We start from the raw sequence: 25,862 nt of genomic DNA on the forward strand, positions 1-25,862 counted from the left end.
TCCATTAGTTCTTCTTCTAGTATGACCATCATATAGTGAAAATAATAGAGTGGTTGATAGAGTTACTATTTTCAAGTGGGAGGTCATTATGTACCGTCTATCACGTATTTCATATGCAGGAATCAGTGGAATCCTTCTGCTCGGTTTCTCATTATTGCTAGTTCTTGTTGTTTCCATGTGGCAAGGAGCACTTCATATTCCATCAAGTCTTCTTCAGCTGAACACCATTTTCATGAGCATACTCATTGAGGCATTACCGTTCGTACTCATTGGGGTGCTGATCGCTGGGGTTATTCAAATCTTTGTGACTGAAGATCATATTCGAAGATGGCTCCCCCGCAGCAAGCCTGCCACGATCCTCATGAGCTGTGTTATCGGAGCCCTCTTTCCCGCCTGTGAATGCGGCATTGTACCGATAGCAAGACGACTTGTTCAAAAAGGGGTCCCGCTCTATGCGGGTGTCGGTTTTATGCTGACGGGTCCACTCATTAATCCGATCGTCATCGCTTCTACGTACATGGCTTTTGGCAACGATCTGCAAATGGCTGGGCTGCGTATGGGCATCGGATTCTTGATTGCATTACTGATTACTTTTGCCGTGAGCATGTCTTTTCAAGGAACTCAATTGAGAAATGCTTCCTCATCCACATCCACAGCTCATCAGCATGCTCACAAGCAGCATACCTCCAATTCCTTCACTGCTCGCTTTAAACATATGCTTCATCATTCCATTGACGAATTTTTTGACATGGGGAAGTTTCTCATTATTGGAGCGTTCATCGCGGCAGCGGTTCAGACCTTCGTCTCTGCCAAATCCCTTGTTGATATAGGTACAGGTATGGCTTCATCTACTCTTGTTATGATGGGACTAGCCTATGTTCTGTCGCTATGCTCTGAAGCAGATGCCTTCATCGGTTCGTCCTTCCGTCATTTATTCGGCACAACACCTATTCTCGGATTTCTGATCTTCGGACCGATGCTGGACCTGAAGAACACCATAATGATGCTTAGCGTATTTCGGACCCGATTTGTTGTCTGCCTTCTTGCTCTTGTCGTGCTGACCATATTTACTACACTCATGCTGCTGCAACCCTATATATAAGGAGGCTTCGTCCCGCTTATGATCATCAAATGGAACGGACAACAGCTCTTTCGAGCTGGCATCCTGCTGCTATTTTCCATCATGCTGTTTCGGCTGCATTTCACCGGAGAAATATTGAAATTCGTTAATCCAAAATATGAGCTGCTCAGTCTTAGCGCTGCTGTCCTATTTGCATGCCTGTTTCTGATTCAGCTCGGAAGAGGCTGGGATAAGGTAAGTCATGAGCATAACCATCATGAGCACGTTCATCACGAGCACGTTCATCATGAGCGCGTTCATCACGAGCATGACCACCATGAGCACGTGCCTTCTATAAAAGAGCAAGGTAATTCAATGCAGCCGCATGCACCTCACCATTGCGCCGATGACCACTGTCATCACGATCATGGAGATGGCAAGCTCAATTATAAGAAACTCATCAGTTATGCCATCATTATCTTCCCGCTGACTGCAGGATTTCTTGTGCCTCCCCAGGTTCTGAATGCTTCCATCGCAGATAAGAAAGGCGGCTTGATGCTGTTAACCGGCTCACAGCAGAATTCGGCAATAACAGATACAACGGAATCGACAGCATCAAATGAAGATTTCGCTCTGCATAACCATCATACAGGGCTTATTGAGCTCCCGGGATATGAAGAGGCTGTCACAGATGAACATGCAGAGGATGAAGCCGTAATGGAGAACACGGTATCAAGGGATGAGTTTAATCAGATCATGGTGGAATTGGAGGACAAACAATCCATCGTGATGGAGGAGCATATTTTTGCTTCTTATTATGAACGTATTGCTAACACGCCGGATAAATATGCAGGCAGACCCATTCAGCTGTCCGGTTTTGTATTTCGGGATGAGGAGCTTTCAGACAACCAGCTCGTAATTTCGAGATTTTTAATTACCCATTGTATCGCAGATGCAGCCCTGATCGGATTTCTGGCTGAATTTCCGCAAGCAGCCCGGCTTGACGAGGATACATGGATTGAAGCGACCGGCGTCATCGATACGACGGTGCATAACGGAACTAGGCTGCCCATGATACGCATCACAGAATGGAAGGAATCCGCAGCCCCCGATCAGCCGTATGTCTATCCGCTGAGTGTAAGGATTTTGTGATTGATTTGGCTGAGTTCAGTTAGCTCGATATGTTTATTTTTATCTTGTTCAGATAGGTGACAAGCTGTTCCACATTTTGCACCGCTTGTGCAAAGCCAATATATCCGTCCGGCCGGACGAGAAATAGGGAACCCAGAGGAATGCCTGCTTTTTTAAAGGCTGAAGGGTCGTTGAACTCATATAATGGAATGGAACGGTCGTCAGCAGACAGGACCAATTCTGGATCTGCTTGACCATACACATGAAGCTGCCACTTCATGGATTGCAAAGGCTTATAATTATCTTCTGACATCTCTACCCATGGCAAACGGTCACCTGCCTGCAGATGGCCGGCTTTGCCTTCACTCAGCAGACTGTCCGGATAATGAATCCGCGTTTGGGACAGGATTTCAAATGCTTTTCTCCGGGCCGGCGGAAGATGGAACAGAACAGGTACAAAATACGGAACAATCACCTCCATCGCTAATTTGGAGTTTATCCCCTTGCCCACCATAATCTGAAAAGCGCGGTCTGTCGTTGCTACAAGGGTCTTTGCAAATCCGATTCTTTCTGTTTCATAGGAATCCAGAATTTGCTCGTCTGCTTCTCCTTGAAGAACAGCGGCGAGCTTCCAGGCCAGGTTCATCGCATCCCCAATCCCTGTATTCATTCCTTGTCCCCCTGCCGGGCTATGGACATGTCCTGCATCACCTGCAATAAAAATACGTCCTTTTCGGAAATGCTCGCTGACTCTGTGATGTACCTTGAAGGTAGAGAACCAGTTCACCTCTTGAATCTCTGCTTCCGTATTTGATGACGCATAGGGAGCAATGACATTAAAATCATCCGGGAGACCCTGCTCCAGTACCGCTTTCGGTATAATACCGATTAACCTGACATATCCGGTTGTGCGCACCGGTGCCGTAAGGCAGAATCCGTCATGGTTAAAGCTTATATGCAGACCCTGGATCGGGACAGCGCTCTTCACATCCGCCACATAAAACATTTGTTCATAGGTTCCGCCGGCAAAGGAAAGCTCCAGTCCTTTACGGACTGCACTATGAGCACCGTCACAGCCACATATGTATTGAAAGATGGCCTCCTCGCACTCCCCTTGCTTCTCAAGAACCGCATGGACCACATCTCCCTCTTCTCTGAAAGATATTAGTTCCGTATTCCACTCCACACGGTCTCCTCGCTCCTTCAGCGCGCTTTCCAGAATGGCCTCATGCTCATCCTGAGGAAGGCTGAGTACATAAGGATAGGGACTGATCCCAAGGCCAATATCCCCCATTTTCATGCTCGCTTTAAGCTCCCCGTCTTTACGAATCTGTAGTTCCTGGATGGGAATACCCCGCTGAGCCAATTCCTCCGCTAAACCAAGCTGCTGGTAATATTCCAGTGTTCGCGCATGAACGACAATCGCTCTAGAGGCTTCTCCCGTTCCACTGTTTTTGTCAACAATTCGAAACGGGATTCCCTGCTTCTGCAAGGCCAAGGCCATCACTAAACCTGTTGGACCGGCGCCGACGATCAACACTTGAGGATTCATATGTCTTATTCCTCCTGCACTTTATCCTGAATTGAGGGGAAAATGATTAATTGACAATGTCACACACATTATAATGATGAGTTTGCTTTATTTTAACCCTATGCCATCACTGCTAAGCAATATATATGTCCTTAATATTCCATTATGTACTGTCTGCGGCCAGGACTGATAGATTCGCGAATTTGCATAAGAGCAAAATAAAAACGCGCGCGTAGAAAACTAAAGGTACTCATTAGAGTGTCGAGTATTAAAACATAAAAAAACCCTTACTCCACGTAAGGGTTTAGTCAGATATATGGACTCTCAGGGACTCGAACCCTGGACCAATTGATTAAGAGTCAACTGCTCTACCAACTGAGCTAAGAGTCCGTAAGCTCATGCCGCTAAGGCAGTTGTTACATTCATGAATGTTAACAACTCAGTAAAATCTATTATAACAGATAATAAATAATAATCAAGCATTTTTTATAAAATTCATTCCGAAGTTTGCGGGAATCCTAATTTTTCTTAAAAACCAATTCTCCACGATTTGAAAATGCTTCTAGTGTATCCGCGTTTAAGTATGGCTCTTCTAGCATTTGGTACCATAAAGTGATCCCATCGCCAAATCGTATTATTTTTGCAGGCTCACCATTAACCAGAATTCGGGTTATTTCTTCTTGATTTATTGAGCCAAAAACAATTCTGAATGGCTTATCGTTGGTATATTCCCAAACATAAGATATCGGCAAATCTGGTTCCATTAATGTCGCGCTGCCGGAACTCCCTATAAGCTGCCATTCCCCAGAATTATACTCCACATAACTCGAATCTATACCGTTATCATTTACATAAAAAGCGACCACTCCATCCCCTTTTACTTCATAATGTAACAGCCCTTCAACATTAATGTCTGCATCCCTAAGCACTGTATCAAGTTCTTCTTGGAGACTGATATGATCTGTATCGTCAGAACAACCAGAAAGAATCACCAGCATTAAACTAATAAGCAATAGAAATTGCGTTTTCATTGTGATGTCATTCTCCTCTTTGGAAGGTACCATCAGATATAATGAAAAAAACCGCTAAATATAGCGGCTTTCTACGAGTATGGAGCCTAGGGGGATCGAACCCCTGACCTCATCGCTGCCAGCGATGCGCTCTCCCAGCTGAGCTAAGGCCCCATGATTTGAAGTTATAATTAATCACTCATCTTGTACACAAAAAGTAGTGTAACATAACTCGGTATATTTAGGCAATATGTCACCCTACTTTTTATTTTCATCGTTATCAATTTTCTCTTACATCCCAAGTAGGATTCCACACTACTTCCCACAAGTGACCATCCGGATCCATGAAGTGCCCGGAATAGCCTCCCCAGAACGTTTCATGTGCAGGATCACAGATCGTGGCCCCGGCCTGACGTGCCTGCTCCATTATGGAATCCACCTCTTCGTTGCTTCCCACATTATGTCCAATCGTCATTTCAGTCGAACGAACTAGGAGGAGATAGCGGAACTTTAGCTTCAAAGGAAAGGTCCCTTCGGTCCCAAATCGCCAGCTTCATCCCACCTTGCAAATTCAAAAAAGGCAACCGCCCTGCTCCCCCCTACTTCTTCATAAAGGACAATAAATCCTATCTGATAAAAATACCGATGTGTTCAGACACACACGACATATTTTCAACTGAAACTCTAGGCACCAACCTATGCTAAGCTGAATAACCTAACTCGTGGATTATAATATCGAAGCGGAGGAATGAATAGCAATGGCAGTGTCTTACATGGATTTTACTTCCCCGGATGTACAATTTTTTGATGATGTCAATAAAAACCGGTTCTTTACCAAAGACAGTGGTAACTACATTAATGTTCTGGGCAGAACACAACTGAATACACTGGGAAATGCTTCCTTACTGGATATCACGCTCACCAGAGGAAATGTCGTTGAGCCTCATGTTCATCAAAATGCTTCTGAACTCGTCTACGTTGTTTCGGGAGAAGCGATTGTATCTTTTGTTAATCCTTTTACCAAAGAGGTTCTTAATTTTACGGCTGGACCTGGACAATCGGTATTAGTACCTCAAGGATGGATTCACTGGGAAGTCGCATCACAGGACAATACAAAAATCATTGCCATTTTTGATGCCCCGGAACCGCTATTTATTGGAATATCTGATTTCCTGCGCCTGGCTCCAACGAACACGATTGCCCATACTTATTGTCTGGATGAGGCCATGCTGAAACAAACTTTGGCTCCCATCAAGGATACGACCGTCATTGGCCCTCCTGCAGACTGCAACAAGTACCATCAGCCGCAAACGGGAGTTCAGGGTACTTCCTACAACAACCACATGATGGCTCCGCAAGGATATCAAGGTCATATGATACAAGGTGCTCAAAGTATGCAAGGTGCTCACGGTCATCAAGGCCAAATGAAAAAGGAAGGCTATTCCCGGCAAGTGATCGGGAATGGACAACATCAAAATTATTAAGAGGTAATTTAAAATAGAAGCCTTCGGAGCTCACAATCATGAGTCTGAAGGCTTTTACTTTTATCATGCTCGATTTTCACTTTACATTTTGACTGATTCATTAAAGCTTTACATCTAGTCTTCGTTTACGCCCTTAGACAACAGCGTCTTCAATTCCTTCATAAACATGTTGATGTCTTTAAATTGTCTATAGACCGATGCAAAACGGACGTAAGCAACCTCATCCACAGGATATAGCTGTTCCATGACGAGTTCTCCAATCTCCCGACTCTCCACTTCAGCAACCGCAGTATTACGAAGAGACTTCTCTACTTCTGATACGATGGAATCGAGCTGCTCCACGGAAACAGGTCTCTTCTCACAGGCACGAATCAATCCTCGCAGCAATTTCTCTCTGCTGAATTCCTCTCTGCTTCCATCCTTCTTAATTACGATCAAAGGTGTCTCTTCAATCGTTTCAAAGGTTGTAAATCTTCGATTACACTTCTCGCATTCTCTGCGTCGGCGTATGGATTTGTTCTCATTGGCTGGGCGAGAATCAAGTACCTTGGTACCGCTATATGTACAGTACGGACACTTCAAGCTCACTCACCTCCTTAATTGTATATAGTTACCAATCATTTTTTTAAATAAAATGTTATGAAAATTCGAGTTGCGAGACATAATACTTTTACCAACCCGCAAGGAGGTGAAAGCAATGGCACAAGGTAATAACTCCAACAACCTGGTAGTATCTAAAGCACACGGAGCTCTCGAACAAATGAAGTACGAGGTTGCTCAAGAGCTTGGAATCAGCATCCCACAAGATGGTTACCAAGGTAACATGACATCTTATGAGAACGGTTCTATCGGTGGTTACATCACTAAACGTCTTGTAACAATCGGTGAACAACAACTGGCTGGACAATTTCACTAATTAGATTTCATTAGAAGTATTGGGCTCGGCTTAATCAGATTAAGCCTGTCCAATGCTTCTTTTGCTATTCACACTGAATTCTAAAATTCCTTATAAATATCCTTGTATTGATTATAATAGTAAACGACCCGCTGAACATAGTGTCTCGTCTCACCGATCGGAATTTCCCCAATAGTGTCCAGATGACCGTCCCATTTGCCTTCCTTGATCCAGCTTCCTACATTCCCTTGGCCTGCATTGTAGGCAGCAATTGCTGCTATGGGATTGCCTTCAAAATGGTCTGACAGATAATCCAGATACCAGGTTCCCATTTGAATGTTGGCATCAGGCTCATGCTTCAGTTCATCGAGTGTGACATTGTCCAGCCTTGCTGTTTCCAGGATCCAATTGGCCGTATCGGGCATGAGCTGCATTAAGCCGATTGCGCCTTTTTTGGACTCCCTGCTCAGCTTGTAGTTGGATTCTACTCGAATAATGGAGGCGACTAAAAACGGATCTACCTCATAATTCTCTGAATGGGTGCGAATTTGTTCTTTATAATGGATAGGATAAAACCATGACATCCAGTTCGTATTTAAAAATAACAAGAGTACAAAGGCAATGAAAAGAACGAGCAGGCTTCTTTTTTTGCGTAATAGCTTCATGATAAGCCCTTGTCATGCCAAAACTTTAAGATTTGCGCCTTCGTTTCTTCCATCGTTCCGCTGTTGTCGATCACAATATCGGCCCTTCGCTTCTTCTCCTCGATATCCATTTGTGCATTTAATCGGCTAATAGCATCCGATTCGCTGATTCCATCCCGTTCCATCAGGCGCTTCAGCTGAATTTCGGCAGGGACATAGACCACCATCACCTGTTCAAATTGCTCTGACAATCCAGACTCATAGAGTAAGGGGATATCGGATACAACTAGCTTATCAGGCTGTTCCTGCTCAAACATCCGCATACGCTCCCGCATCTCTTGACGAATGGCAGGATGCGTGATGTCATTGAGCGCCTTCAATTCAGCAGAATTTCCAAATACGATTTCGCCCAGCTTCTTTCGATGCAGCGTTCCGTCTTCATTCAGAACAGCTTGTCCAAATCTTTCAATCACAGCAGCGAGCACGGGGTGCCCGGGAAGCATCACTTCCCGGGCAATTTGATCGGCATCAATAAGAATGGCTCCGAGGCTCACAAGATACCTGGAGACGCTGCTCTTCCCCGTAGCAATCCCGCCTGTAAGTCCTATATTCATGTGTTCACCTCAAATCAGCTTCAATAGACCCATAATAATCAACATCACGGCTGGGAGAGCAGTGAATGAACGAATCCAGCTTGCACTTGCAAACCGAAATCCTGCTCTTAACCCTAACACAAGAAATGTACCGCTGAAAAGTGCGATCATCACAGATGTGAGCAGCGGAGGCAGTCCAAGCAAGGCTGCACCAAGTCCTGCTCCAAATGCATCAAGTGACAGGGCAATACCTAACCACATCGCTTCATATCCCGAAATACTGCCAGAGTCGTCCATATCTGCAGCGGAAGGTTTCTTCAATATTTGAATGACGATGCCCCACTTCTGAATTTCCAGTAAAAACACCGTCTTCTTCGATTCCTTCATTATATGCTGCTCGTCTTCATCCCATTCTTGCTCCTCTGTGACAGAAGCGCCATTCACAGTCTCCTCCTGCCCTGGCTGAGCAGATGCTCTCAGGGATTGAATAAGCGACCACGCACCCATGCCTATAAGAATGATTGCTCCTATATATGAAGCAACATCAGGAGATACGAGGTGCGACAGCAGCACACCGAGCTGCATCGACAGTCCAATTACAAGGCCCGAGCATACCGATATAATGACGATGGACAGCCAAGGTATTTTCATTTTTCGAAGACCATATGTAATACCTATACCAAATCCATCCAGGCTTAATGCAAAGGCGAGCATTAGCAGAGTTAATAAATGAGGCACCCTCCATTCCTCCCCGTCCGGCTCAAGTTACATCTACCCATTTTTCTAATTTAAAGGTAGCGAATGTTTGCCTTAACTGCGTTGCCCTAGCAGTATATGGGAACCTGGTCTAAAGGGTGCCTATTAATGCATTTGCTCTCTATGACATACTAAACAAGAACCTGACACTTAGGACAGGTATGGGTACCGCGACCTCCGACGACACTCTTGACAATCATCGTACCGCACTCCGTACAAGGCTCGTCTTTTCTTCCATAGATCTTAAGCTGATGCTGAAACATCCCCATCTCACCCTGTCCGTTAACATAGGACTTGATGGATGAGCCTCCGGCTTGCACCGCTTCAAGAAGTGTATCAATAATGGACTGATGCAATAGAGCAAGCTGCTCTTCACGAAGTGTATTCGCTGGCTGCTCAGGATGTATTCCTGCTCTGAACAATGCTTCATCTACATAGATATTTCCGATTCCCACCACATACTCCTGGTTAAGCAGCGCAATCTTGATCTTCGTTGTTCTTGCTCCGATAACCTTAACGAAGGATTCAAGCGTAAAAGCCTCATCAAGCGGCTCAAGACCCAGCTTCATTAGTGGTTTATTCGCCAGATCCTCACCGTTCTTGAACAGATGCATGGTGCCAAATTGTCTTACATCCTTGTAACGCAGCTCTGTTCCATCCGAGAAGTGGAACACAACATGGGTATGCTTCTCAAGTGGATCGCCCTCTTGATACATCCCATAGCGGCCCTCCATTCGCAAATGAGAAACAAGCACGAGGCCGTCAAGCATAATACGCAGGAATTTGCCTCTGCGCTCTACCCCTTGAATCGTGTGGCCTGCAAGCTCCATTGCAAAAGCTTCGATGTCATCCGGCCGCTGAATAATACGCGGCAGGTGTACGGTAACGCGATCTATATACTTTCCGACAATAAGTGTATTTAATGTTCTTCTGACTGTTTCTACTTCCGGAAGTTCCGGCATGATGTCTTCACCTCACGTACCATTATACCGGAAGTTTGTTCGGACTTGTAACCCAAAATTAGATTACTTCGCCTCGTACCAGTTTCTTCCGTAGCTAACCTCTGCCTTGAGCGGAACCGACAGCTGGAGCGCTTGTTCCATCACTTCCGGAACGAGCTTCTTCATCGTTTCCAGTTCCTCTTCAGGGACTTCAAATACAAGTTCGTCATGCACCTGAAGCAGCATCCGGCTCTGCAGTCCCTGCTTGGCAAGAGCAGCATCCATCTGAACCATGGCAAGCTTGATGATGTCTGCAGCTGTGCCCTGAATTGGTGTATTCATTGCAGTCCGTTCTGCAAAAGAGCGCAGGTTAAAGTTACTTGCATTGATCTCAGGCAGATACCGGCGCCGACCCATCAGAGTCGTTACGTAGCCGTCTTTTCTTGCTTCTTTTACAATATCATCCATGAACTTGCGAACGCCCTGGAATACAGCAAAATATTGCTCAATAAACTGTGCTGCTTCTTTACGTGTAATATTCAAATTTTGTGACAAGCCGTAATCACTGATTCCATACACGATACCAAAATTGACGGCTTTGGCTGAACGTCTCATATTACTGTCTACGGCATCCTTGTCCACTCCGAATACATCCATAGCTGTCTTCGTATGAATATCCATGTCATGCACAAAAGCTTCCTTGAGCCGCTCATCGTCCGAGATATGAGCCAGAACCCGCAGTTCAATCTGCGAGTAATCGGCAGCAAGAATGTACCAGTTCTCCTCCGAAGGTGCAAATACTTTACGAATCTTCCGTCCTTCTTCAAGACGAATCGGAATGTTCTGCAGATTCGGATACTGACTGCTCAGCCTTCCTGTAGCCGCGATGGTCTGACGATAATAGGTATGGACCTTGCTGGTCTCCGGAGAAATTTCTTTAAGAAGTCCCTCAATATATGTGGATTGCAGCTTGGCAATCGTACGATATTCCAATATATACTGCACAATATCGTGATAAGGAGCCAGCTTCTCCAGCACGTCAGCCCCCGTCGAGTAGCCTGTCTTCGTCTTCTTGATCACAGGCAGCCCAAGCTTATCAAATAGAATCTCGCCCAATTGCTTCGGAGAGTTCAGATTAAATTCCGTACCTGCGATTTCATAGATCTTCTCCACCAAGCCGCGGATCGTCTTCTCAAACTCTGCGCCCAGCTCCTTCAGATCGTTGATATTTGCCTTGATTCCCTGCTTCTCCATATCAGCCAGTATTCTGGATAGCGGCATTTCCAAATCGTAGAACAGCTCATGCATCCCTGTCTCCTCCAGGTCCTTCTGTTGAAGCGGGATGATCCCTTGCAGTGAAGCTGTCTTGCGGGACAAGTGATTGGCCAGAACCTCAATATCTGGCACCTTATACTTTGCTCCCTTGCCCAGCACTTCCTCATCGGAAGCAAGTCGAGGCAGGGCGTATTTGGCAGCAAGCCCTGTCAGGGTCTGATCGCTGTCGGTGGGATCAAGCAGATATCCTGCCAAGTGAGCATCAAAGGCAGCTCCGGCGAATTCGATGCCGCTCGCATGTAGAGCAAGATCTACCCGGTGCAGATCATATCCATGCTTCGGCTGATTCGTATCAGCAAACCATTCTCTGATTTGGATACAAGCATCCGATCTCAGTATTTCTGGTGTCAGGAAGTAATAACGCTCCTGTGTGTAGATTACGATTCCAATGATTTCTGCATGATGGGGGTTGTCCCCATGAGCTTCTACGTGAACAACCTTCACTTCTTCCAGCGCCGAAGCGAGCTCCTTCGCGTTATCTTCAGTTACAATGACCACGTCCAGTTGAACAGCCTCCGGAGCGTCTTCTGAATCCTCATTCACCCGGTTCACAGTAAAGGATAAGCGTTCCAGCAGAGACTTGAATTCAAGCTTACCGAGTGCCGGGGCTGCTGATTCTTCCTTCAGTCCATCGAATACCATGTCTTCCCAGGATTGATCCAGCGGAACCTCGCGATAGATTGTAGCCAGCTTCTTACTGAGCCTGGCATCGTCCGCATGGGTTTCAATCTTCTCCTTCATTTTCCCTTTCAGCTCACTGGTATGTTCAAGAACAGCCTCTACCGAACCGAATTGATGCAGGAGCTTCAGCGCAGTCTTCTCTCCGACGCCCGGAATCCCAGGAATATTATCTGATGCATCGCCCATCAGACCTTTCAGATCAATAATTTGCAGCGGAGTTAGTCCATATTTCTCTTCAATCTCTTTCGGACCATAGGCTTCGATCTCGGAAACGCCTTTTCGAGTGAGAGCAATATTGACATGCTCGGAAGCAAGCTGCAGCATATCCTTGTCTCCAGTAACGACAAGCACTTCCCGTCCTGCCTCATCTGCGCGTTTGGTCAAGGTACCGATAATATCATCCGCCTCGTAGCCTTCGAGTTCAAATTGAGCAATGCCAAAAGCTCTCAGCAAGTCCTTCAGCACAGGGAATTGTTCGGACAGCTCAGGGGGAGTCTTCTGTCGACCGCCTTTATACTCCTCGTACCCTTCATGACGGAACGTCACCTTGCCTGCATCAAAAGCAACCATCATATGAGTCGGCTTATGCTCCTCCAGCAGTCTTAGCAGCATCGTTGTGAATCCATACACTGCATTCGTATGTAGACCGCTCGAATTCGTCAGCGGCGGCATTGCAAAAAACGCCCGATAAATAATGCTGTTACCATCTATTAAAATAAACTTTTCCATTAGACACCTCACACTGTGTTTTTGCTGTTTATATGATAACACAAGGGAACGGCTGTTCCAAAAAAAACAAGCAACCAGACGAGTGTGATAACGTCTCTGATTACTTGTTTTTTGTGAAAACCTGTTTATTCAATGGATACAGGTGTCAGAATTCCTTTTCCAGCGCTGCTAATCATGGCGGCCTCCGTCACTTTTGCAATGTAAAGCCCACTCTCAGCTGGTGCAGAAGCACTCTCTATTCTTCCAAGCAGCAGTTCAACAAAATCATGATTCGGATTACTGGACTCCGGCCATCGTTCTGGTGGTACCTCCCGAACTTCCGGTTCACCGTCTACAGCTTCATACAGCCTGCCATTTCGGAAGAGCAATGTACCTTGATCTCCATGGATCGATAAGTCCTCCTGCCACTTAATGCTTGCGCTGCCTACAACATGGAACGAGCCAATGGCTCCTCCCTCGAACTGAATCGTAACTGCTGAATCGATATCGACTTCGGTCTGCCTTGTGTCAATCACCGCTGAGACCTGCAGCGGCCGCAATCCGGTAATCCATAATACGGCATCAAGCAAATGACTGCCGGAATCGTTCAGCTGACCACCGCAGGATAAAGCCAGGCTCTGCCGCCAGGTGCCTTTCTGATCTACCATCCAGCTCTGGGCCTGATATGCGCTCACAAATTGAATGCTGCCCAACCTTCCGTGCGATACGGATTGCTTCATATACATATAAGGACCTAATAAATGACGTTGATATGCTACGGCAAGATGCTTGCCGCTGGCAGCCGCATGCGAAATAATTGCCTCTGCATTTGCTGCGCCATCTACAAAAGGCTTTTCCATGAGTACATGCAGTCCTGCCGTAAGGCAATCCATTCCTTGCTCATAATGCATTCGATGGGGAGATACGATGACAGCCGCATCCAGCTTCTCCTTTGCTAGTGCATCTTTATAGTCCGTATAAATGGCGGTCTTCTCTAATTCGGGAAAATCAGCCTTAGCACCATCTAGTGCAGCCGTACTGGGATCTGCGAGCGCTGCAATTTCTGCTTCCGGGAGCTGAAGAATTCGGCGTATATGCTCTCTTCCCATCCCTCCGACTCCGATCATTAAAAAACGAATTTTGTGCATTTGCTATAATCCCCCTATCCTTTGATTCCACTGAAGGTAATCCCTTGAATAAATGTTTTCTGCAGGAAGAAAAACAAAATAATAATGGGCGCGGTCATAATCGTCGATACCGCCATCATAAGTCCCCACTCCGTCCCTTTCTGGCTTTGGAACTGCTGCAATCCAAGCGATAAAGTATACGACTCGGGATTGGTCAGATACAGCAGTGGTCCCATGAAATCCGTCCAGCTCGCCATGAACTGAAACAAGCCGACTGCCAGCACAGCGGATTTGGCTAAAGGCAGCATAATCTGCCAGTAAATCCGAAACTCCCCGGCCCCATCGATTCTCGCAGCATCCTTCAGCTCGTTAGGTAATCCCATAAAAAATTGCCGCAGCAAAAAGATATAGAATGGAACTCCGAAAAAAGCAGGGATGATCAATGGCAGCAGCGTACCAATCCAGTTCAGCTTATCGAACAAGAGAAAGAGCGGAATCATCGTAACCTGGCCAGGAATCATCATGACGGCTATGGTGATCAGGAATAAAGTCTTGCTGCCTCTCCACTGCAGCTTGGCGAAGCTGTAAGCGACCAGCGGCGAAGTTAAGACAACGCCCAGCGTGCTGAAGCCAGTTATGATTAATGTGTTTTTTAAATAAGTAAAGAAGGGAATGTAGGTCATGGCATCCACATAATTGCTCCACATGAAGGGCTTCGGAATCCATTCCGGCGGGAAAGTGAACACCTGTTCCAGCGGCTTCAGTGAAGTAGACACCATCCAGATAAACGGGGCCAGAAAGAATACAGCTGCAATAAGCAGAAAGAGATGGGCACTGATTCGTTTTACATTACGTACTGTTTTGGCTGTCATATCCATCCCCCCTATTCGCCTTGATAGTGAACCCATTTTTTGGACGAACCAAAGATTACGGCTGTAAGCACCATCACAATAATAAATAAGATCCAGGCCATCGCTGATGCATATCCCATCTTAAAGAACTTGAATCCATTATCGTACAGATACATCACATAAAATTTCATGGAATCAGCTGGCGTTCCCTGACCATTCGTTAGTGTGTAGGGCAGCGTAAACTGCTGAAACGCATTGATTACACCCATGACCAGATTATAGAAAATAACGGGGGTGAGCAGTGGCAGCGTCACACTCTTCACCTTGCTGAACCAGCCTGCCCCATCAATCTCAGCTGCTTCATAATAGTCACTTGAAATATCATTCAGGCCTGCCAGATAGATCACAATAGATTGACCGATCCCCCACAGAGACATCAGGATCAGTGACGGTTTGGACCAGGTCTCCGATCCGAGCCATGCCGGGCCTTGTATCCCCATTCCGTCCAGAATACCGTTGACAAGACCAAATCCAGGATTTAGCAGCCACATCCAGAGTACAGCCATCGCGACAGCCGGAACCAGCGTTGGCAGGAAGAAGATCGTGCGGTAAACTGCCATTCCTCTAATCTTCATATTGAGCAGCATGGCTAAGGCCACACCAAAGAATATACTGAGCGGAACAAAAAACACGACAAAGTAAATGGTATTGTTGATGGATGTCCAGAACACAGAGTCCTTCATGAGAGATGCATAATTTTGGAAGCCTACAAATTCACCAGGCTGCAGGATGCTGTATGTGGTTAGGCTGAAATATAGAGATGAGACCAGTGGTGCCCCAAAGAACACGAGAAGTCCGATAACCCAAGGGGAAGCGAACAGCCAGCCGTACATATTGTCTCTATGCAGTCTGCGGCCCTTTTGTCTCATATTCACATGCTCTGTGCGGATCGGTTCCGATTTAATCAAGATTTACGCCTCCTGTTCAACTAGAGTGAAGTGAGGAATGATAGGTGTGCAGCAGCGTACGAACCTAAATTATTCATTCAATGCCTTGGATACATTATCGGTAACCTTCTTCAACACTTCTTCTGGCGTTCCTTTGCCGCGTGTTGCCAGATCGACTGCGGATGCCAGCTCGTTCCAGTACAGAGAGCCTTGTGTCATAACCGGACGCGCATGGGAGACGGGAAGTACATCAATGAATTCCTTAAAGATCGGATCCTCTTTGTACCCAAGCTGCTCATTCACTTTATCCTTGATTGAAAAATCCCCACTGATTCTGCTGAAGATTTCTTGACCCTTCTCACCGGATAAAAATTTCATGAATTCCCACGCTGCATCCTGATTTTTCGAACCCTTCGGCATGACGGTCGCCCATCCTCCGGACCAGGTCGTGTGATTCTCACCTGTAGGGGTTGGCATCGGAAACACACCATACTTCAAATCAGGGTTAAATTTCTTGGCCTGTGACACAGTCCATGGCCCTGAGACTTGCATGCTCAATTGCCCGGTGAAGAAAGGGTCCATCGTAGAGGTTCCCTGAGAGCTTGTAAAAGAAGCAATATCTTCAATGTTATATTCTTTAGCGTAATCCACCATCCAGGTAAGGGCTTCAATATTCTTCGGATGGTCTGCGGTTACATTCCCGTTCTCATCAAGGAATTCGCCCCCAAATGCCCATCCCCAGCCATAGAACCATCCCTGCCCATACCAAGGGATAAAGCCAATCTGCTTAAACCGGTTGCCTTCTTTGATTGTAAGCTTCTCAGCTACCGCCTCCAGCTCCTCGATGGTCTTCGGCGTCACTTCAGGATCTAGCCCTGCCTGTTCAAAATGCTCCTTGTTATAGAACACAAGACGTGCATCTGTCGACGTCGGCATCGCATAGAGCTTGCCATCATAGCTTGCTTCTTCCCACGCAAAAGGGTAGAAGCCATCCTCGGTAATCTGATCCCTTGCCGCAAATTCGGTTAAATCCGTCAATGAGCCTTGATTCGCCCAAGTAGCGACTTCGAATCGGTCAAAGTAGGCCACATCCGGTGCATTTCCACCCGCGACCGCAGCAAGCAGCTTCTCGTTCTTCCCTTCACCCTGCTGGGCGATATAGACCGAATTCACCTTGATGTCCGTATGCTCTGCTTCGAACGCCTTGATCACTTCTGCTATGGCGTCCCCCGTCAACTCTGTCATCGAATGCCAAAAAGTAATTGTTGTCTTTCCTTCTTGATCTGCTGAGCCGCCTCCGTCAGCATCCCCACCTGCACAACCTGACAATACTGTGCTGAATAACAGAACAAGCAAGCTCAAGCTCCAGAACCCTTTCTTTATAGCCATTCTTCTGACACCGCCTTTACCATTTTTGGTTCAGATAACTGTAAGCGCTTACGACCATTCATAAAAAAATAAGACCGGTAAGTTAGTATGTAATGTATATATCAACTTAAGTCATCTGTAAACAGTACAATATCAGACCTTGCTTCATTTTGCAATATTAAGAATAAATATATTTTTATTCCAAACAGAGCCCAGCAAAAAAAGAAAGAGCAGCTCTTATGTAGAGCGCCCTTCCTTAAATTCAAATCCGAGCAAGGTCAGCTTCGGAACTTCCTTGTTCTCAATTTGTGCAAACAAAAGCTCGACTGCCGTCCTTCCCATCTTCTCTTCATATTGCCGGATATGCGTAAATCTTGGCCTGTTCAAGTGATCATACGGATCATCCGGGCAATCGAAGCAGACGATGGAGCAATCCTCCGGAACACGTAAGCCCATGGATTCGAGCAGCTTATATAGAATAATCGCAATCTCATACTCAGCACATACATAGGCCGTAATTTGAGGATGCTCCTCAAGCAGCTTTTTCATCAGCCTGTACTCTCCAGAATGAGTATCACTTGATTTACACGAGTAACCACTCGGAATGTCTGTTATCAAATAATCGGAACACAGTCTCGTCCCGCTGGCCAAGAAGGCTTGCTGAAAACCGGCCAGCCGATCTTCAAGTGTTGACGTCCGGTTAGGATCCGGTGATATAAAAGCGATATGCTTATGTCCTGACTCCAGCAAATGAGCAGCGAGCTTGTAGGCTGCGGTTTTATTGTCTGTATGTACTGTACAGGCCTGGATCCCTTTCAAATTTCGATCTACCACTACGACAGGGAATTCATCCAGAATCATCTTGAGCAGCCGCTGATTATACTCTCTGCTGTCAGCAGGGAATACAATAATGCCGTCCACCTGAAGATCCAATAGAGCGTCAATCGCCGCTTCTTCCTCTTCTACAGAGTGATTGCTCCGCTTGATAACGAGGGAACCGCCGAGCTCAGCAATGGTCTTCTCAACCGCATACTGCAGCAATAATCCATAACCATCCGTATAGCTTGGAAAGATCGCTCCAATCAAACGGTCACCTCTTCTTAACTCCTTCCCCTCTCTGCCTGTAACGTCTTCGTCAGCTAGAGCATCAGAAACGTTGACATACGATCCTTTGCCGCGAATTCTTACAATAACTCCTTCTTCTGCAAGCTGGTCCAGTGCTTTTTTTGCTGTAATTCGACTGACCTGGTATTGATCTGTTAATTCTTTCTCTGAGGGAACCTGATCGCCAGGCTGCAGTCGGCCAGTGTCGATTTCATTTAGAAGAGATGTAATAATTTGTTGATATAAAGGTTGGTTCATACACATTTCCTTCCAAAAATTTATAATATACCAACTATATCAACTTAGGTTTGCAGCGTCAATTTTGTTTATTACATGAAAAAGCCCGTCACATGCGTAGTGTGACGGACCTATAATGGGTCTAAGGTATATCCTAAGACTTAGCGATTTTAAAACGATTCGACAATCTTCCGAGAATGATATCCGCAAGAATGGCCAGCAATGCGGCGGGGATAGCCCCTGCCAGGATCTTAATATTGTGACGCTGGTTCAGACCTGCATAAATTTCACGGCCCAGTCCATCTCCGCCAATAAGCGGTGCAAGCGTTGCGACACCAATCGCAATGACGGCTGCTACACGTAAACCCGCCATCAGAAACGGCAGTGATAGCGGCATTTCTACCTTCCACAGCAGCTGAAGCGGACTCATCCCCATGCCTTTCCCCGCATCCTTAATGCCTGCATTGACTTCGGATAGGCCAACGTAGGTATTACGAACAACCGGGTTTAAGCTGTATAGGAACAACCCGACAACTACGGTTGCATTGCCTAATCCAACGAGCACCATTAGAAGAGCAAGGAGCGCCAAGCTAGGTAACACCTGGATAATATTCGTGATGAACATGATTACTCGTCCCGTTCTCTGATAACGGGCACTTATAATACCTAACGGAATCCCAACTACAAGGGCAAGCCCGAGTCCGCATAGCACCATAACAATGTGTATCCATGTCATATTCCATAGATAGGATGCATTCTCTGTTAAATAATATCCAAACTTCTGCAGTGGAGGCGCATCCGGGTTCATCACGGACGCAGGAAGCTTGGATTCATCAAGCAGCCCTTGGTCCACCAAATACATAAGAGCCACATTTTTCGGCTCCATTTTGTTAACATCCACCTGATAATTGAGATCCGTCATTGTGTCGGCATCAATCGTGCCAATCAATAAGGATAGTGTTTCATCGAGCTCAGGGTATTCGGCGAGCAGCTCTTTTTTTACAACAGTCGATGCATCAAAGGGCGGAAAGAATTGCTTGTCGTCCTCAAGTGTAACGAGATTAAACTCCTTCAGACCCGGGTCAGTGGTGTAAGCAAGAACGACATCTACAATCTTATCCGCTACCGCTTGGTATACGAGCGAGATTTCCATAGGTGAAGTCGATGCGAATGTATAGCCATATTCCTTCGTAAAGGCCGGATAACCGTCAGCAGGACGTTCCAGCCAGGTTGTATCCACACCGATACTCATATTCCCTGCGTGCTCTTTGAGATCGGACATTGTACTTAAACCATATTGTTCAGCTACCTCTGGTCTTACAGCCAAGGTATACGTATTTTCGAACCCAAGCGGATCATACCATTTCAAATTATACAATTCGTCAAAGCCTTCTTGTGCCTGTCTCAGCACCGCTGCCCGGTCCTTGGTGTCTTCGATTTCAAAATATCCATTAAATATTTCTCCTGAGTACAGTGTACCCATATCCACTTCGCCCTGGGCGATGGAACGGAGAACAACACTGGAGGCAGCGAGGTCCGTTTTAATATCTACAGTTAGATCGGTTCGATCTTCAATTAACGCCTTATACATTTCGGCAAGTATCTTCGTTTCGGTAAATGTCTGGGTTCCTATGGTGACATCTGCTGCGGCAGCCTTGGTTGGAACGCTTACTGTGAATAACGTAAGAACCAAGACCAGCGTGAACAACGACCGTATCGTTTTGAACCATTTCTGATTTAATGCTCTCATATTTCCGTATCTCCCTCTTTCTTCATGGCTTTGAAGTGTGAACTTCCTGCTGATGCAGCGTTCTTATGCATTCGCTTTGGCACTATTCTTTTTTGGTGTGAATGCTTTCTCGACAAGGCTTAACACGAGGTCAGCCAGCAATGCAAAAAGAATGGCCGAAATGGCACCTGCTACAATCAGCTCCGTCTTATTCACGCCTAGACCTGACACAATTAATTGGCCAAGGCCACCGGCTCCAACAAGGCCTGCAAGGGTGGTCCAACTGATAATATAAACGGTCGTAATTCGGATTCCTGACATGATGTATGGAACAGCTAAAGGGAGCTCGATCTGGAATAAGCTCTGAAGTCTGCTATAGCCCATTCCCTTCGATGCGTCCCGGAGTGCTGGGTCTACAGATTGTAAGCCCGCGTAAGTATTCCGCAGCAAGGGCAGTAGGGAATACAGAAACAACGCGATAACCGCGGGTGTCATTCCAATGCCGAAGAGCGGAATCATCAGTGCGAGCAGTGCCAGACTTGGTATCGTCTGAAACAGATTAGCTACGCTAAACACAATCGAGTTGAGCCATTTGATCTCGCTTCTTGATATCATGATTGCGACTGGAATGGCGACCACAATCCCGAGCAGTGTTGCAATCAGCGCAATGAGCGCATGCTGTCCTGCAGCACTGAGGATATCAGGGTATCGCTCACCTACAAATACAAAGAAATTCGCTATCGCATCAAAGATTTGCATTGGCATCTGCCTCCTCTGTATCCGGAGTATACACATCCGCCAGCAGTCTCACCACGCTCCCCCTTGTAATGAGACCAAGGAATTGTCCATGCTCATCTACCACAGGCAGATTGGATAAATGATGCTCATTCAGAATCGCCAGCGCGGTCGTAACCGAAGTTCCACGCTGCACCACATGCTCTACAGGAGTCATAATATCCGCAATCTTCTTATCTTCCTCACGGTAATGCTTGATTAATTGATAGATCGTAACCGTACCGAGGAGACGCTTGGATTTGTCGACAATAACGAGGGAGTCAACCTTGCGTCTTTGAAGGATCGTTACAGATTCAGCAATTCCCCGGGTCGGGAATGCGGTAGCAGGATTATCGATCATGACCTCCTCAACATTCGGGAAGTCACTGTCATTATTTGAGATCATCCGGTTCTTACCAATGAAGCTTTCGACAAAAGGACTCGCAGGATGACGCAAGATTTGGTCCGGTGTCCCGACCTGTTCAATCTGACCATCCTTCATAAGCACAATGGTATCCGCAAGCTTAATCGCTTCGTCCATATCATGCGTAACGAACACAATCGTCTTCTTGACCTCTGTCTGCAGTCGGATGAGTTCATCCTGGAGCTCTTCACGACTGATGGGGTCCAAGGCACTGAATGGTTCATCTAAGAGGATAATGTCCGGATCAGCAGCAAGAGCACGAATAACTCCTATCCGCTGCTGTTGACCTCCGCTGAGCTCTGAAGGATAACGATTTCCAAATGTCTCAGGACTTAGCCTAACCTGGTTCATCAGTTCATTCACTCGGCTATCGATTTTTTCCTTATCCCATTTCTGCAGACGAGGTACAACCCCGACATTTTTTGCAATTGTCATATTCGGGAACAGACCTACACTTTGAATGACATATCCGATCTTCCGTCTAAGCTCAACCGCATCCATCTTGGAAATATCATCGCCATTGATTAGAATCTGCCCGTGTGAAGGTACATTCAATCGGTTAATCATTCTCATCGTCGTCGTTTTCCCACATCCCGAAGGTCCGATAAATACCGTTATTTCGCCTCGCTTGATTTCAAGGTTTATCCCTTTTAATGCCTCGAAGCCATCATCATACACTTTCTTAACACCTTTGAATTCAATCACAAATACGTTCCCCCTATTCAGAATTACTCACCTTATTCATTGTCTCGCAAATAACAAAAAGAGCCGTTGTATAACGGACTCAAGTATTAACCGCTATATCCATTTGCTTGGTGAGTTGCTTAAGTGACAAAGTATTATTACCCAATTTTGAGCATAAAAAAACAGATTTATCCGAAAAAGTTGAAAAAACTTTTTTTCGGTATAAATCTGTTCTTTGTTTCTTATTGATTTAGGTCTGGACGCTTGCCGGTAACCAAATATACGGTGCTTTCGCCGATATTGGTTGCATGGTCTCCAATTCGTTCAATATATCTTCCTACAAGCATCAGCAGCATCACTTGGGAAGCTTCCTGTGGATGATCAGACATGTAGCTGTATAGATCCGTAATAATTCGACTGTACAATTGATCTACGCCATCATCTCTCTTAGCCATTTGATACGCCAAATCTGAATTCTCTTCAAGATAAGACTGAATGGATTCGTCGATCATCACTTTTACGATATCCGCCATTTGAGGAATATCAATCAGCGGTTTAATTAGATTCTGACCTTCTAGACGCATGGTCACTTTCGCAACATCCAGTGCCAGATCACCCATTCTTTCAAGATCACTGGAAATTTTGAAGGCAACGATAATTCTGCGAAGGTCCTTTGCTACAGGCTGCTGTGTAATAATCAATTTGGTGCCGATATCCATGATGCGTTCTTCCATGGCGTTCAGTTCCACGTCTTCGCTTACTACCTTTTGCGCCAGCCCTTGATCCGAGGTTTTCAAGCTTGTAATAGAATCCACTAATGCCTTATTTACGTGCTCTGCCATCTGAAGCAGCAAATCACGGAGTTCATTCAGTTCACGATCAAAACTTTTTCTACGAATCATACTGCAGTTCCTCCCTTGGATGAGTCAAGCTGAGCTGGTACAAATATTACTTAACCAAAACGCCCTGATACGTAATCTTCTGTTCTGGAATCCTGCGGGTTAGAGAAGATTTCATTCGTATCCTGCGCTTCAATCACTTCCCCATTGAGGAAAAATACCGTTTTGCCCGATACACGTGCCGCCTGGTGCATATTGTGCGTTACCATCACAATGGTATATTTCTCTTGGAGCTCCTGCACCAGCTCTTCAATCTTGAGTGTAGAGATGGGATCAAGCGCGGAAGTCGCTTCATCCATCAGGAGCACTTCCGGCTGAACCGCAAGTGCTCTCGCAATACAGAGACGCTGCTGCTGGCCTCCCGACAGAGAGAGTGCAGATCTTTTGAGATAATCCTTCACTTCATCCCATAAGGCTGCTTGTCTCAAGCTCTGTTCTACGAGCTCATCAAGGACCTTCTTGTCTGTTGTTCCATGAAGTCGAGGCCCATAAGCGATGTTATCATAGATCGATTTAGGAAATGGATTGGGCTGCTGGAATACCATACCAACCTGCTTCCGAAGGTTCTCTACAGGCAGATCCTCACCGTATATATTTTGGCCATCGAGCTCAACAATTCCTTCAATGCGGGTTCCTGTAATCATATCATTCATTCGATTTAACGTACGCAGAAGCGTTGATTTACCGCATCCCGATGGTCCAATGAATGCCGTAACCGTGTTCCGTGGAATATCCAGATTTACGTTTTTCAAAGCATGAAAGGATTCGTAGAATAAATTTAGATTCTTTATATCAATCATGGTAGTGTTCATCCGTATGCTATCTCCTTTACTGCCTAACAAAATAAGAAATACAAAAACTCATGAATATAGTCGTCAGAAACTGCTTAATTGTATCAAATTATTGTTAAGGCTGTATAAACAATTGTTAACGCTATGTAAAATATAGTCTCACTTACGTCTATCACTTTTCTGACTAATCATTCAGCAGCAAGTGATGTGAGCGTTTTGTGGACCATCTCTGTTACATGAGCAGCATCGGATATTGAAGCCAGAATCTCCTCACTTGTACGAGACATTTCCCTCGTCGTAGACTGAACAGAGTCATAAGCTTCATTACCAAGAGCAATATCTTCAGAGCTTGAGGCGATTTCAGCTGCGCTTTCTTTTGCAATAAGAGCGGTCAGATGTATTTTGTCTCTGATGAGGTTTAATAATTCAGTGATTTGATCGGCAAGCGTTCCTGTCTGACCCGACAGCTTCCTAACCTCATCTGCAATGACGCGAAAAGATCTGCCATATTCCTTGGCATGTGCCGCCTCAATGGAGGCGTTAATCGCCAGCAAATGACTGCTCTCTGCGAGCTCGCGAATGGAAGAAGTAAGATTAGATATATCGCTGACCTTAACCATCTGTTCCTCTGCTTGTGAGCGCTGAGCCTTGGTTTGATCCAGAACTGAACGATAGGATTCCTGGATGTGCCTTAGTGAGACACTGCCCTTCTCCGTCAGCTGGTTCAATTGTGCAATCCCCTCTGTATTTTTCAGTACAGCCTGTCTTACTTTCTGAACGGCAGTATCCACTTCTTGCAGTTTAGATTGACTATGCTCGATAACCTCTGTTCGGGACCTTCTAGCGATCTTTTGAATATCTCTTGACATGTTCATTAAATCACGAACTGTAAGAACACCCACGTAACGCCCTTCTTCATGCATAATGACACAATGATAAAAAGATTCGTCCTCTCGGTCTACTGCCTGATCTACGATCTCTTCGGCAGACAGCTGGATGCTTAATATTAATGGATGCTCTGTCATAAAAGATACAACGGATCTGTGATCATACAGTTCAGCAGCAAATCGGTTCGCATACTTTTGAAACACCGTATCCCGCATAATCAGTCCTACGATCGAATCATTCTGATCTCCAATGACAACACAAGAGAGCGTTTCATCCTGCTTCATCATCGCAAACAATGACTTTCCTGTCATATCTTGCGGTACCATCGGCATTTGGCGGCAATAGGCCACAGCTTCCAGATCTTTTTTCATCGTAACTACCCCTTTAGAATTAGTTCTAAAGGCTCATTTTATATAAATGTGATGAAGGATGATCTTGTATTTTGTAAAGGGAATGTAAAATTAAATGTTGTGATTTATTTTATTGATGCACTTTTTTCTTCCCGGCAACAAGCTTGTACCCTACACCGCGAATTGAATCGATATGCACCGTCTCCGGGTCCAGTTCAAGCTTCTTGCGAAGAGAGCTGACATGGACATCCACGGTACGCTGACCTCCGATATAATCAAACCCCCATACCGCATTCATCAAATCATCCCGAGTGAGGACTACACCCGGCTTCTTGGCCAGATATAACAGCACCTCAAACTCTTTTGGCCGCAAGTTGATGGATTGTCCGCTCAGGAGGACTTCATATTTCTCCGGATAAATCTCCAGCTCACCAAGAACAATACGGGAATCATCTTCCTTCTCGACTGTGCGTGTCTCTTCAACACCGGTAACTCTTCTGAGCACGGCATCTACGCGAGCTAAGAGTTCGGATACCCCGAATGGCTTCGTTATATAATCATCAGCTCCGAGCTTAAGACCCTGAACGACTTCATTCTCACCGTTCTTGGCCGTCAGAATAATAACGGGTGTCTTCACACCCGAGGATCTTAATTTACTGAGTATCTCTAATCCGTTCATCCCTGGCAGCATTAAATCAAGCAGTATGAGATCAAATTCTTGTGAAGAAGCTCTATTGTAACCAGCGGAACCATGATCCTCCACCGTCACGTCATGGCCCTCTTGGGTAAGATTGTAGGAAAGCAATCTAGCAAGTGTAGGTTCATCTTCTATAACAAGCAATCGTTGTGCCATCGTATATATCCCCTGCTTTCTTTATGTTAAATCTGCTCATATCATAGCACTCTTTTGTTATCGTTGT

General features: G+C 45.7%; 24 protein-coding genes, 2 tRNA genes and 1 pseudogene. 4 read left to right on the forward strand and 23 right to left on the reverse strand.

The annotated features are described in order from the left end of the window. The first annotated feature begins 88 nt into the window (after positions 1-88). Complete coding sequence (locus TCA2_RS02185) at positions 89-1,102, forward strand: permease (RefSeq protein ID WP_047909898.1); 1,014 nt, start codon at positions 89-91, stop codon at positions 1,100-1,102. A gap of 18 nt (positions 1,103-1,120) precedes the next feature. Continuing rightward, entirely contained in the window at positions 1,121-2,212 is a 1,092-nt protein-coding gene (locus tag TCA2_RS02190) for a TIGR03943 family protein (RefSeq protein ID WP_052511680.1), read from the forward strand. A 19-nt stretch (positions 2,213-2,231) separates the two neighbouring features. On the opposite strand, the gene TCA2_RS02195 is transcribed toward TCA2_RS02190, so the two are convergent. The 5 genes and pseudogenes from TCA2_RS02195 to TCA2_RS02215 all read right to left on the reverse strand — a co-directional run. Beyond that, entirely contained in the window at positions 2,232-3,743 is a 1,512-nt protein-coding gene (locus TCA2_RS02195; protein ID WP_047909899.1) for an FAD-dependent monooxygenase, read from the reverse strand. Between the two features lie 296 nt (positions 3,744-4,039). Next, positions 4,040-4,112 (reverse strand) — tRNA-Lys (locus TCA2_RS02200). Positions 4,113-4,240: 128 nt separating this feature from the next. Next, positions 4,241-4,753 (reverse strand): hypothetical protein, encoded by a 513-nt coding sequence (locus TCA2_RS02205; protein ID WP_047909900.1) that lies wholly within the window; start codon positions 4,751-4,753, stop codon positions 4,241-4,243. An 80-nt stretch (positions 4,754-4,833) separates the two neighbouring features. Beyond that, a tRNA-Ala gene (locus TCA2_RS02210) sits at positions 4,834-4,906 on the reverse strand. Positions 4,907-5,012: 106 nt separating this feature from the next. Then, positions 5,013-5,310, reverse strand: a pseudogene (locus TCA2_RS02215) (VOC family protein); the annotation flags it as partial. Between the two features lie 180 nt (positions 5,311-5,490). On the opposite strand from TCA2_RS02215, the gene TCA2_RS02220 reads away from it, so the two are divergent. Then, positions 5,491-6,216: a cupin domain-containing protein gene (locus TCA2_RS02220; protein ID WP_081872157.1), complete on the forward strand. Its 726-nt coding sequence runs from the start codon at positions 5,491-5,493 to the stop codon at positions 6,214-6,216. A 114-nt stretch (positions 6,217-6,330) separates the two neighbouring features. On the opposite strand, the gene nrdR is transcribed toward TCA2_RS02220, so the two are convergent. Beyond that, positions 6,331-6,798 (reverse strand): transcriptional regulator NrdR, encoded by a 468-nt coding sequence (gene nrdR, locus TCA2_RS02225; protein ID WP_047909901.1) that lies wholly within the window; start codon positions 6,796-6,798, stop codon positions 6,331-6,333. A 115-nt stretch (positions 6,799-6,913) separates the two neighbouring features. Between nrdR and TCA2_RS02230 the strand changes: the two genes are divergently transcribed. Further along, a complete protein-coding gene (locus TCA2_RS02230; RefSeq protein ID WP_047909902.1) occupies positions 6,914-7,132 on the forward strand; it encodes an alpha/beta-type small acid-soluble spore protein in 219 nt (72 codons plus the stop codon). Between the two features lie 80 nt (positions 7,133-7,212). On the opposite strand, the gene TCA2_RS02235 is transcribed toward TCA2_RS02230, so the two are convergent. The 17 genes from TCA2_RS02235 to TCA2_RS02315 form a co-directional block, all read right to left on the reverse strand. After that, positions 7,213-7,776, reverse strand: coding sequence for a lytic transglycosylase domain-containing protein (locus TCA2_RS02235; protein ID WP_047909903.1), 564 nt, complete (start codon positions 7,774-7,776; stop codon positions 7,213-7,215). Next, positions 7,773-8,369, reverse strand: coding sequence for a dephospho-CoA kinase (gene coaE / locus TCA2_RS02240; protein ID WP_047909904.1), 597 nt, complete (start codon positions 8,367-8,369; stop codon positions 7,773-7,775). Before coaE ends, TCA2_RS02235 begins: the two co-directional genes overlap by 4 nt. Positions 8,370-8,378: 9 nt before the next feature. Continuing rightward, complete coding sequence (locus tag TCA2_RS02245) at positions 8,379-9,086, reverse strand: MntP/YtaF family protein (protein WP_274520926.1); 708 nt, start codon at positions 9,084-9,086, stop codon at positions 8,379-8,381. Positions 9,087-9,235: 149 nt separating this feature from the next. Continuing rightward, positions 9,236-10,066, reverse strand: coding sequence for a DNA-formamidopyrimidine glycosylase (gene mutM / locus TCA2_RS02250; RefSeq protein ID WP_047909905.1), 831 nt, complete (start codon positions 10,064-10,066; stop codon positions 9,236-9,238). A gap of 63 nt (positions 10,067-10,129) precedes the next feature. Then, entirely contained in the window at positions 10,130-12,790 is a 2,661-nt protein-coding gene (gene polA, locus TCA2_RS02255; protein ID WP_047909906.1) for a DNA polymerase I, read from the reverse strand. Positions 12,791-12,915: 125 nt separating this feature from the next. Further along, complete coding sequence (locus tag TCA2_RS02260; RefSeq protein WP_047909907.1) at positions 12,916-13,917, reverse strand: Gfo/Idh/MocA family protein; 1,002 nt, start codon at positions 13,915-13,917, stop codon at positions 12,916-12,918. A 14-nt stretch (positions 13,918-13,931) separates the two neighbouring features. Further along, positions 13,932-14,768, reverse strand: coding sequence for a carbohydrate ABC transporter permease (locus tag TCA2_RS02265; RefSeq protein WP_047909908.1), 837 nt, complete (start codon positions 14,766-14,768; stop codon positions 13,932-13,934). An 11-nt stretch (positions 14,769-14,779) separates the two neighbouring features. Continuing rightward, the gene (locus tag TCA2_RS02270) at positions 14,780-15,715 is read right to left on the reverse strand and encodes a carbohydrate ABC transporter permease (protein ID WP_238546261.1); all 936 of its coding nucleotides are present in this window, start codon (positions 15,713-15,715) and stop codon (positions 14,780-14,782) included. A gap of 69 nt (positions 15,716-15,784) precedes the next feature. Further along, positions 15,785-17,083 (reverse strand): ABC transporter substrate-binding protein, encoded by a 1,299-nt coding sequence (locus TCA2_RS02275; RefSeq protein ID WP_047909909.1) that lies wholly within the window; start codon positions 17,081-17,083, stop codon positions 15,785-15,787. A gap of 216 nt (positions 17,084-17,299) precedes the next feature. Continuing rightward, the gene (locus TCA2_RS02280) at positions 17,300-18,424 is read right to left on the reverse strand and encodes a substrate-binding domain-containing protein (RefSeq protein WP_052511682.1); all 1,125 of its coding nucleotides are present in this window, start codon (positions 18,422-18,424) and stop codon (positions 17,300-17,302) included. A 133-nt stretch (positions 18,425-18,557) separates the two neighbouring features. Continuing rightward, positions 18,558-20,153, reverse strand: a complete 1,596-nt coding sequence (locus tag TCA2_RS27960; RefSeq protein ID WP_081872159.1) for a glycine betaine ABC transporter substrate-binding protein — start codon at positions 20,151-20,153, stop codon at positions 18,558-18,560. 63 nt (positions 20,154-20,216) lie between these two features. Beyond that, on the reverse strand, positions 20,217-20,891 hold the full coding sequence (locus TCA2_RS02290) for an ABC transporter permease (RefSeq protein ID WP_047909911.1): 675 nt from the start codon (positions 20,889-20,891) through the stop codon (positions 20,217-20,219). Further along, a complete protein-coding gene (locus TCA2_RS02295; protein ID WP_047909912.1) occupies positions 20,878-22,035 on the reverse strand; it encodes a betaine/proline/choline family ABC transporter ATP-binding protein in 1,158 nt (385 codons plus the stop codon). The genes TCA2_RS02290 and TCA2_RS02295 overlap by 14 nt, the downstream gene beginning before the upstream one ends. Positions 22,036-22,256: 221 nt before the next feature. Next, positions 22,257-22,916 carry a phosphate signaling complex protein PhoU gene (gene phoU / locus TCA2_RS02300; RefSeq protein WP_047909913.1) on the reverse strand — a complete coding sequence of 220 codons (660 nt, stop codon included), beginning with the start codon at positions 22,914-22,916 and terminating at the stop codon, positions 22,257-22,259. Between the two features lie 50 nt (positions 22,917-22,966). After that, on the reverse strand, positions 22,967-23,725 hold the full coding sequence (pstB, locus tag TCA2_RS02305) for a phosphate ABC transporter ATP-binding protein PstB (RefSeq protein WP_047909914.1): 759 nt from the start codon (positions 23,723-23,725) through the stop codon (positions 22,967-22,969). A gap of 167 nt (positions 23,726-23,892) precedes the next feature. Next, positions 23,893-24,963, reverse strand: coding sequence for a methyl-accepting chemotaxis protein (locus tag TCA2_RS02310; protein WP_047909915.1), 1,071 nt, complete (start codon positions 24,961-24,963; stop codon positions 23,893-23,895). 109 nt (positions 24,964-25,072) lie between these two features. Further along, complete coding sequence (locus TCA2_RS02315) at positions 25,073-25,795, reverse strand: response regulator transcription factor (RefSeq protein WP_047909916.1); 723 nt, start codon at positions 25,793-25,795, stop codon at positions 25,073-25,075. Between the last annotated feature and the right edge of the window lie 67 nt (positions 25,796-25,862).

Source organism: Paenibacillus sp. TCA20, from assembly GCF_000732325.1.
GTDB classification, from domain to species: Bacteria; Bacillota; Bacilli; order Paenibacillales; family Paenibacillaceae; genus Paenibacillus; species Paenibacillus urinalis.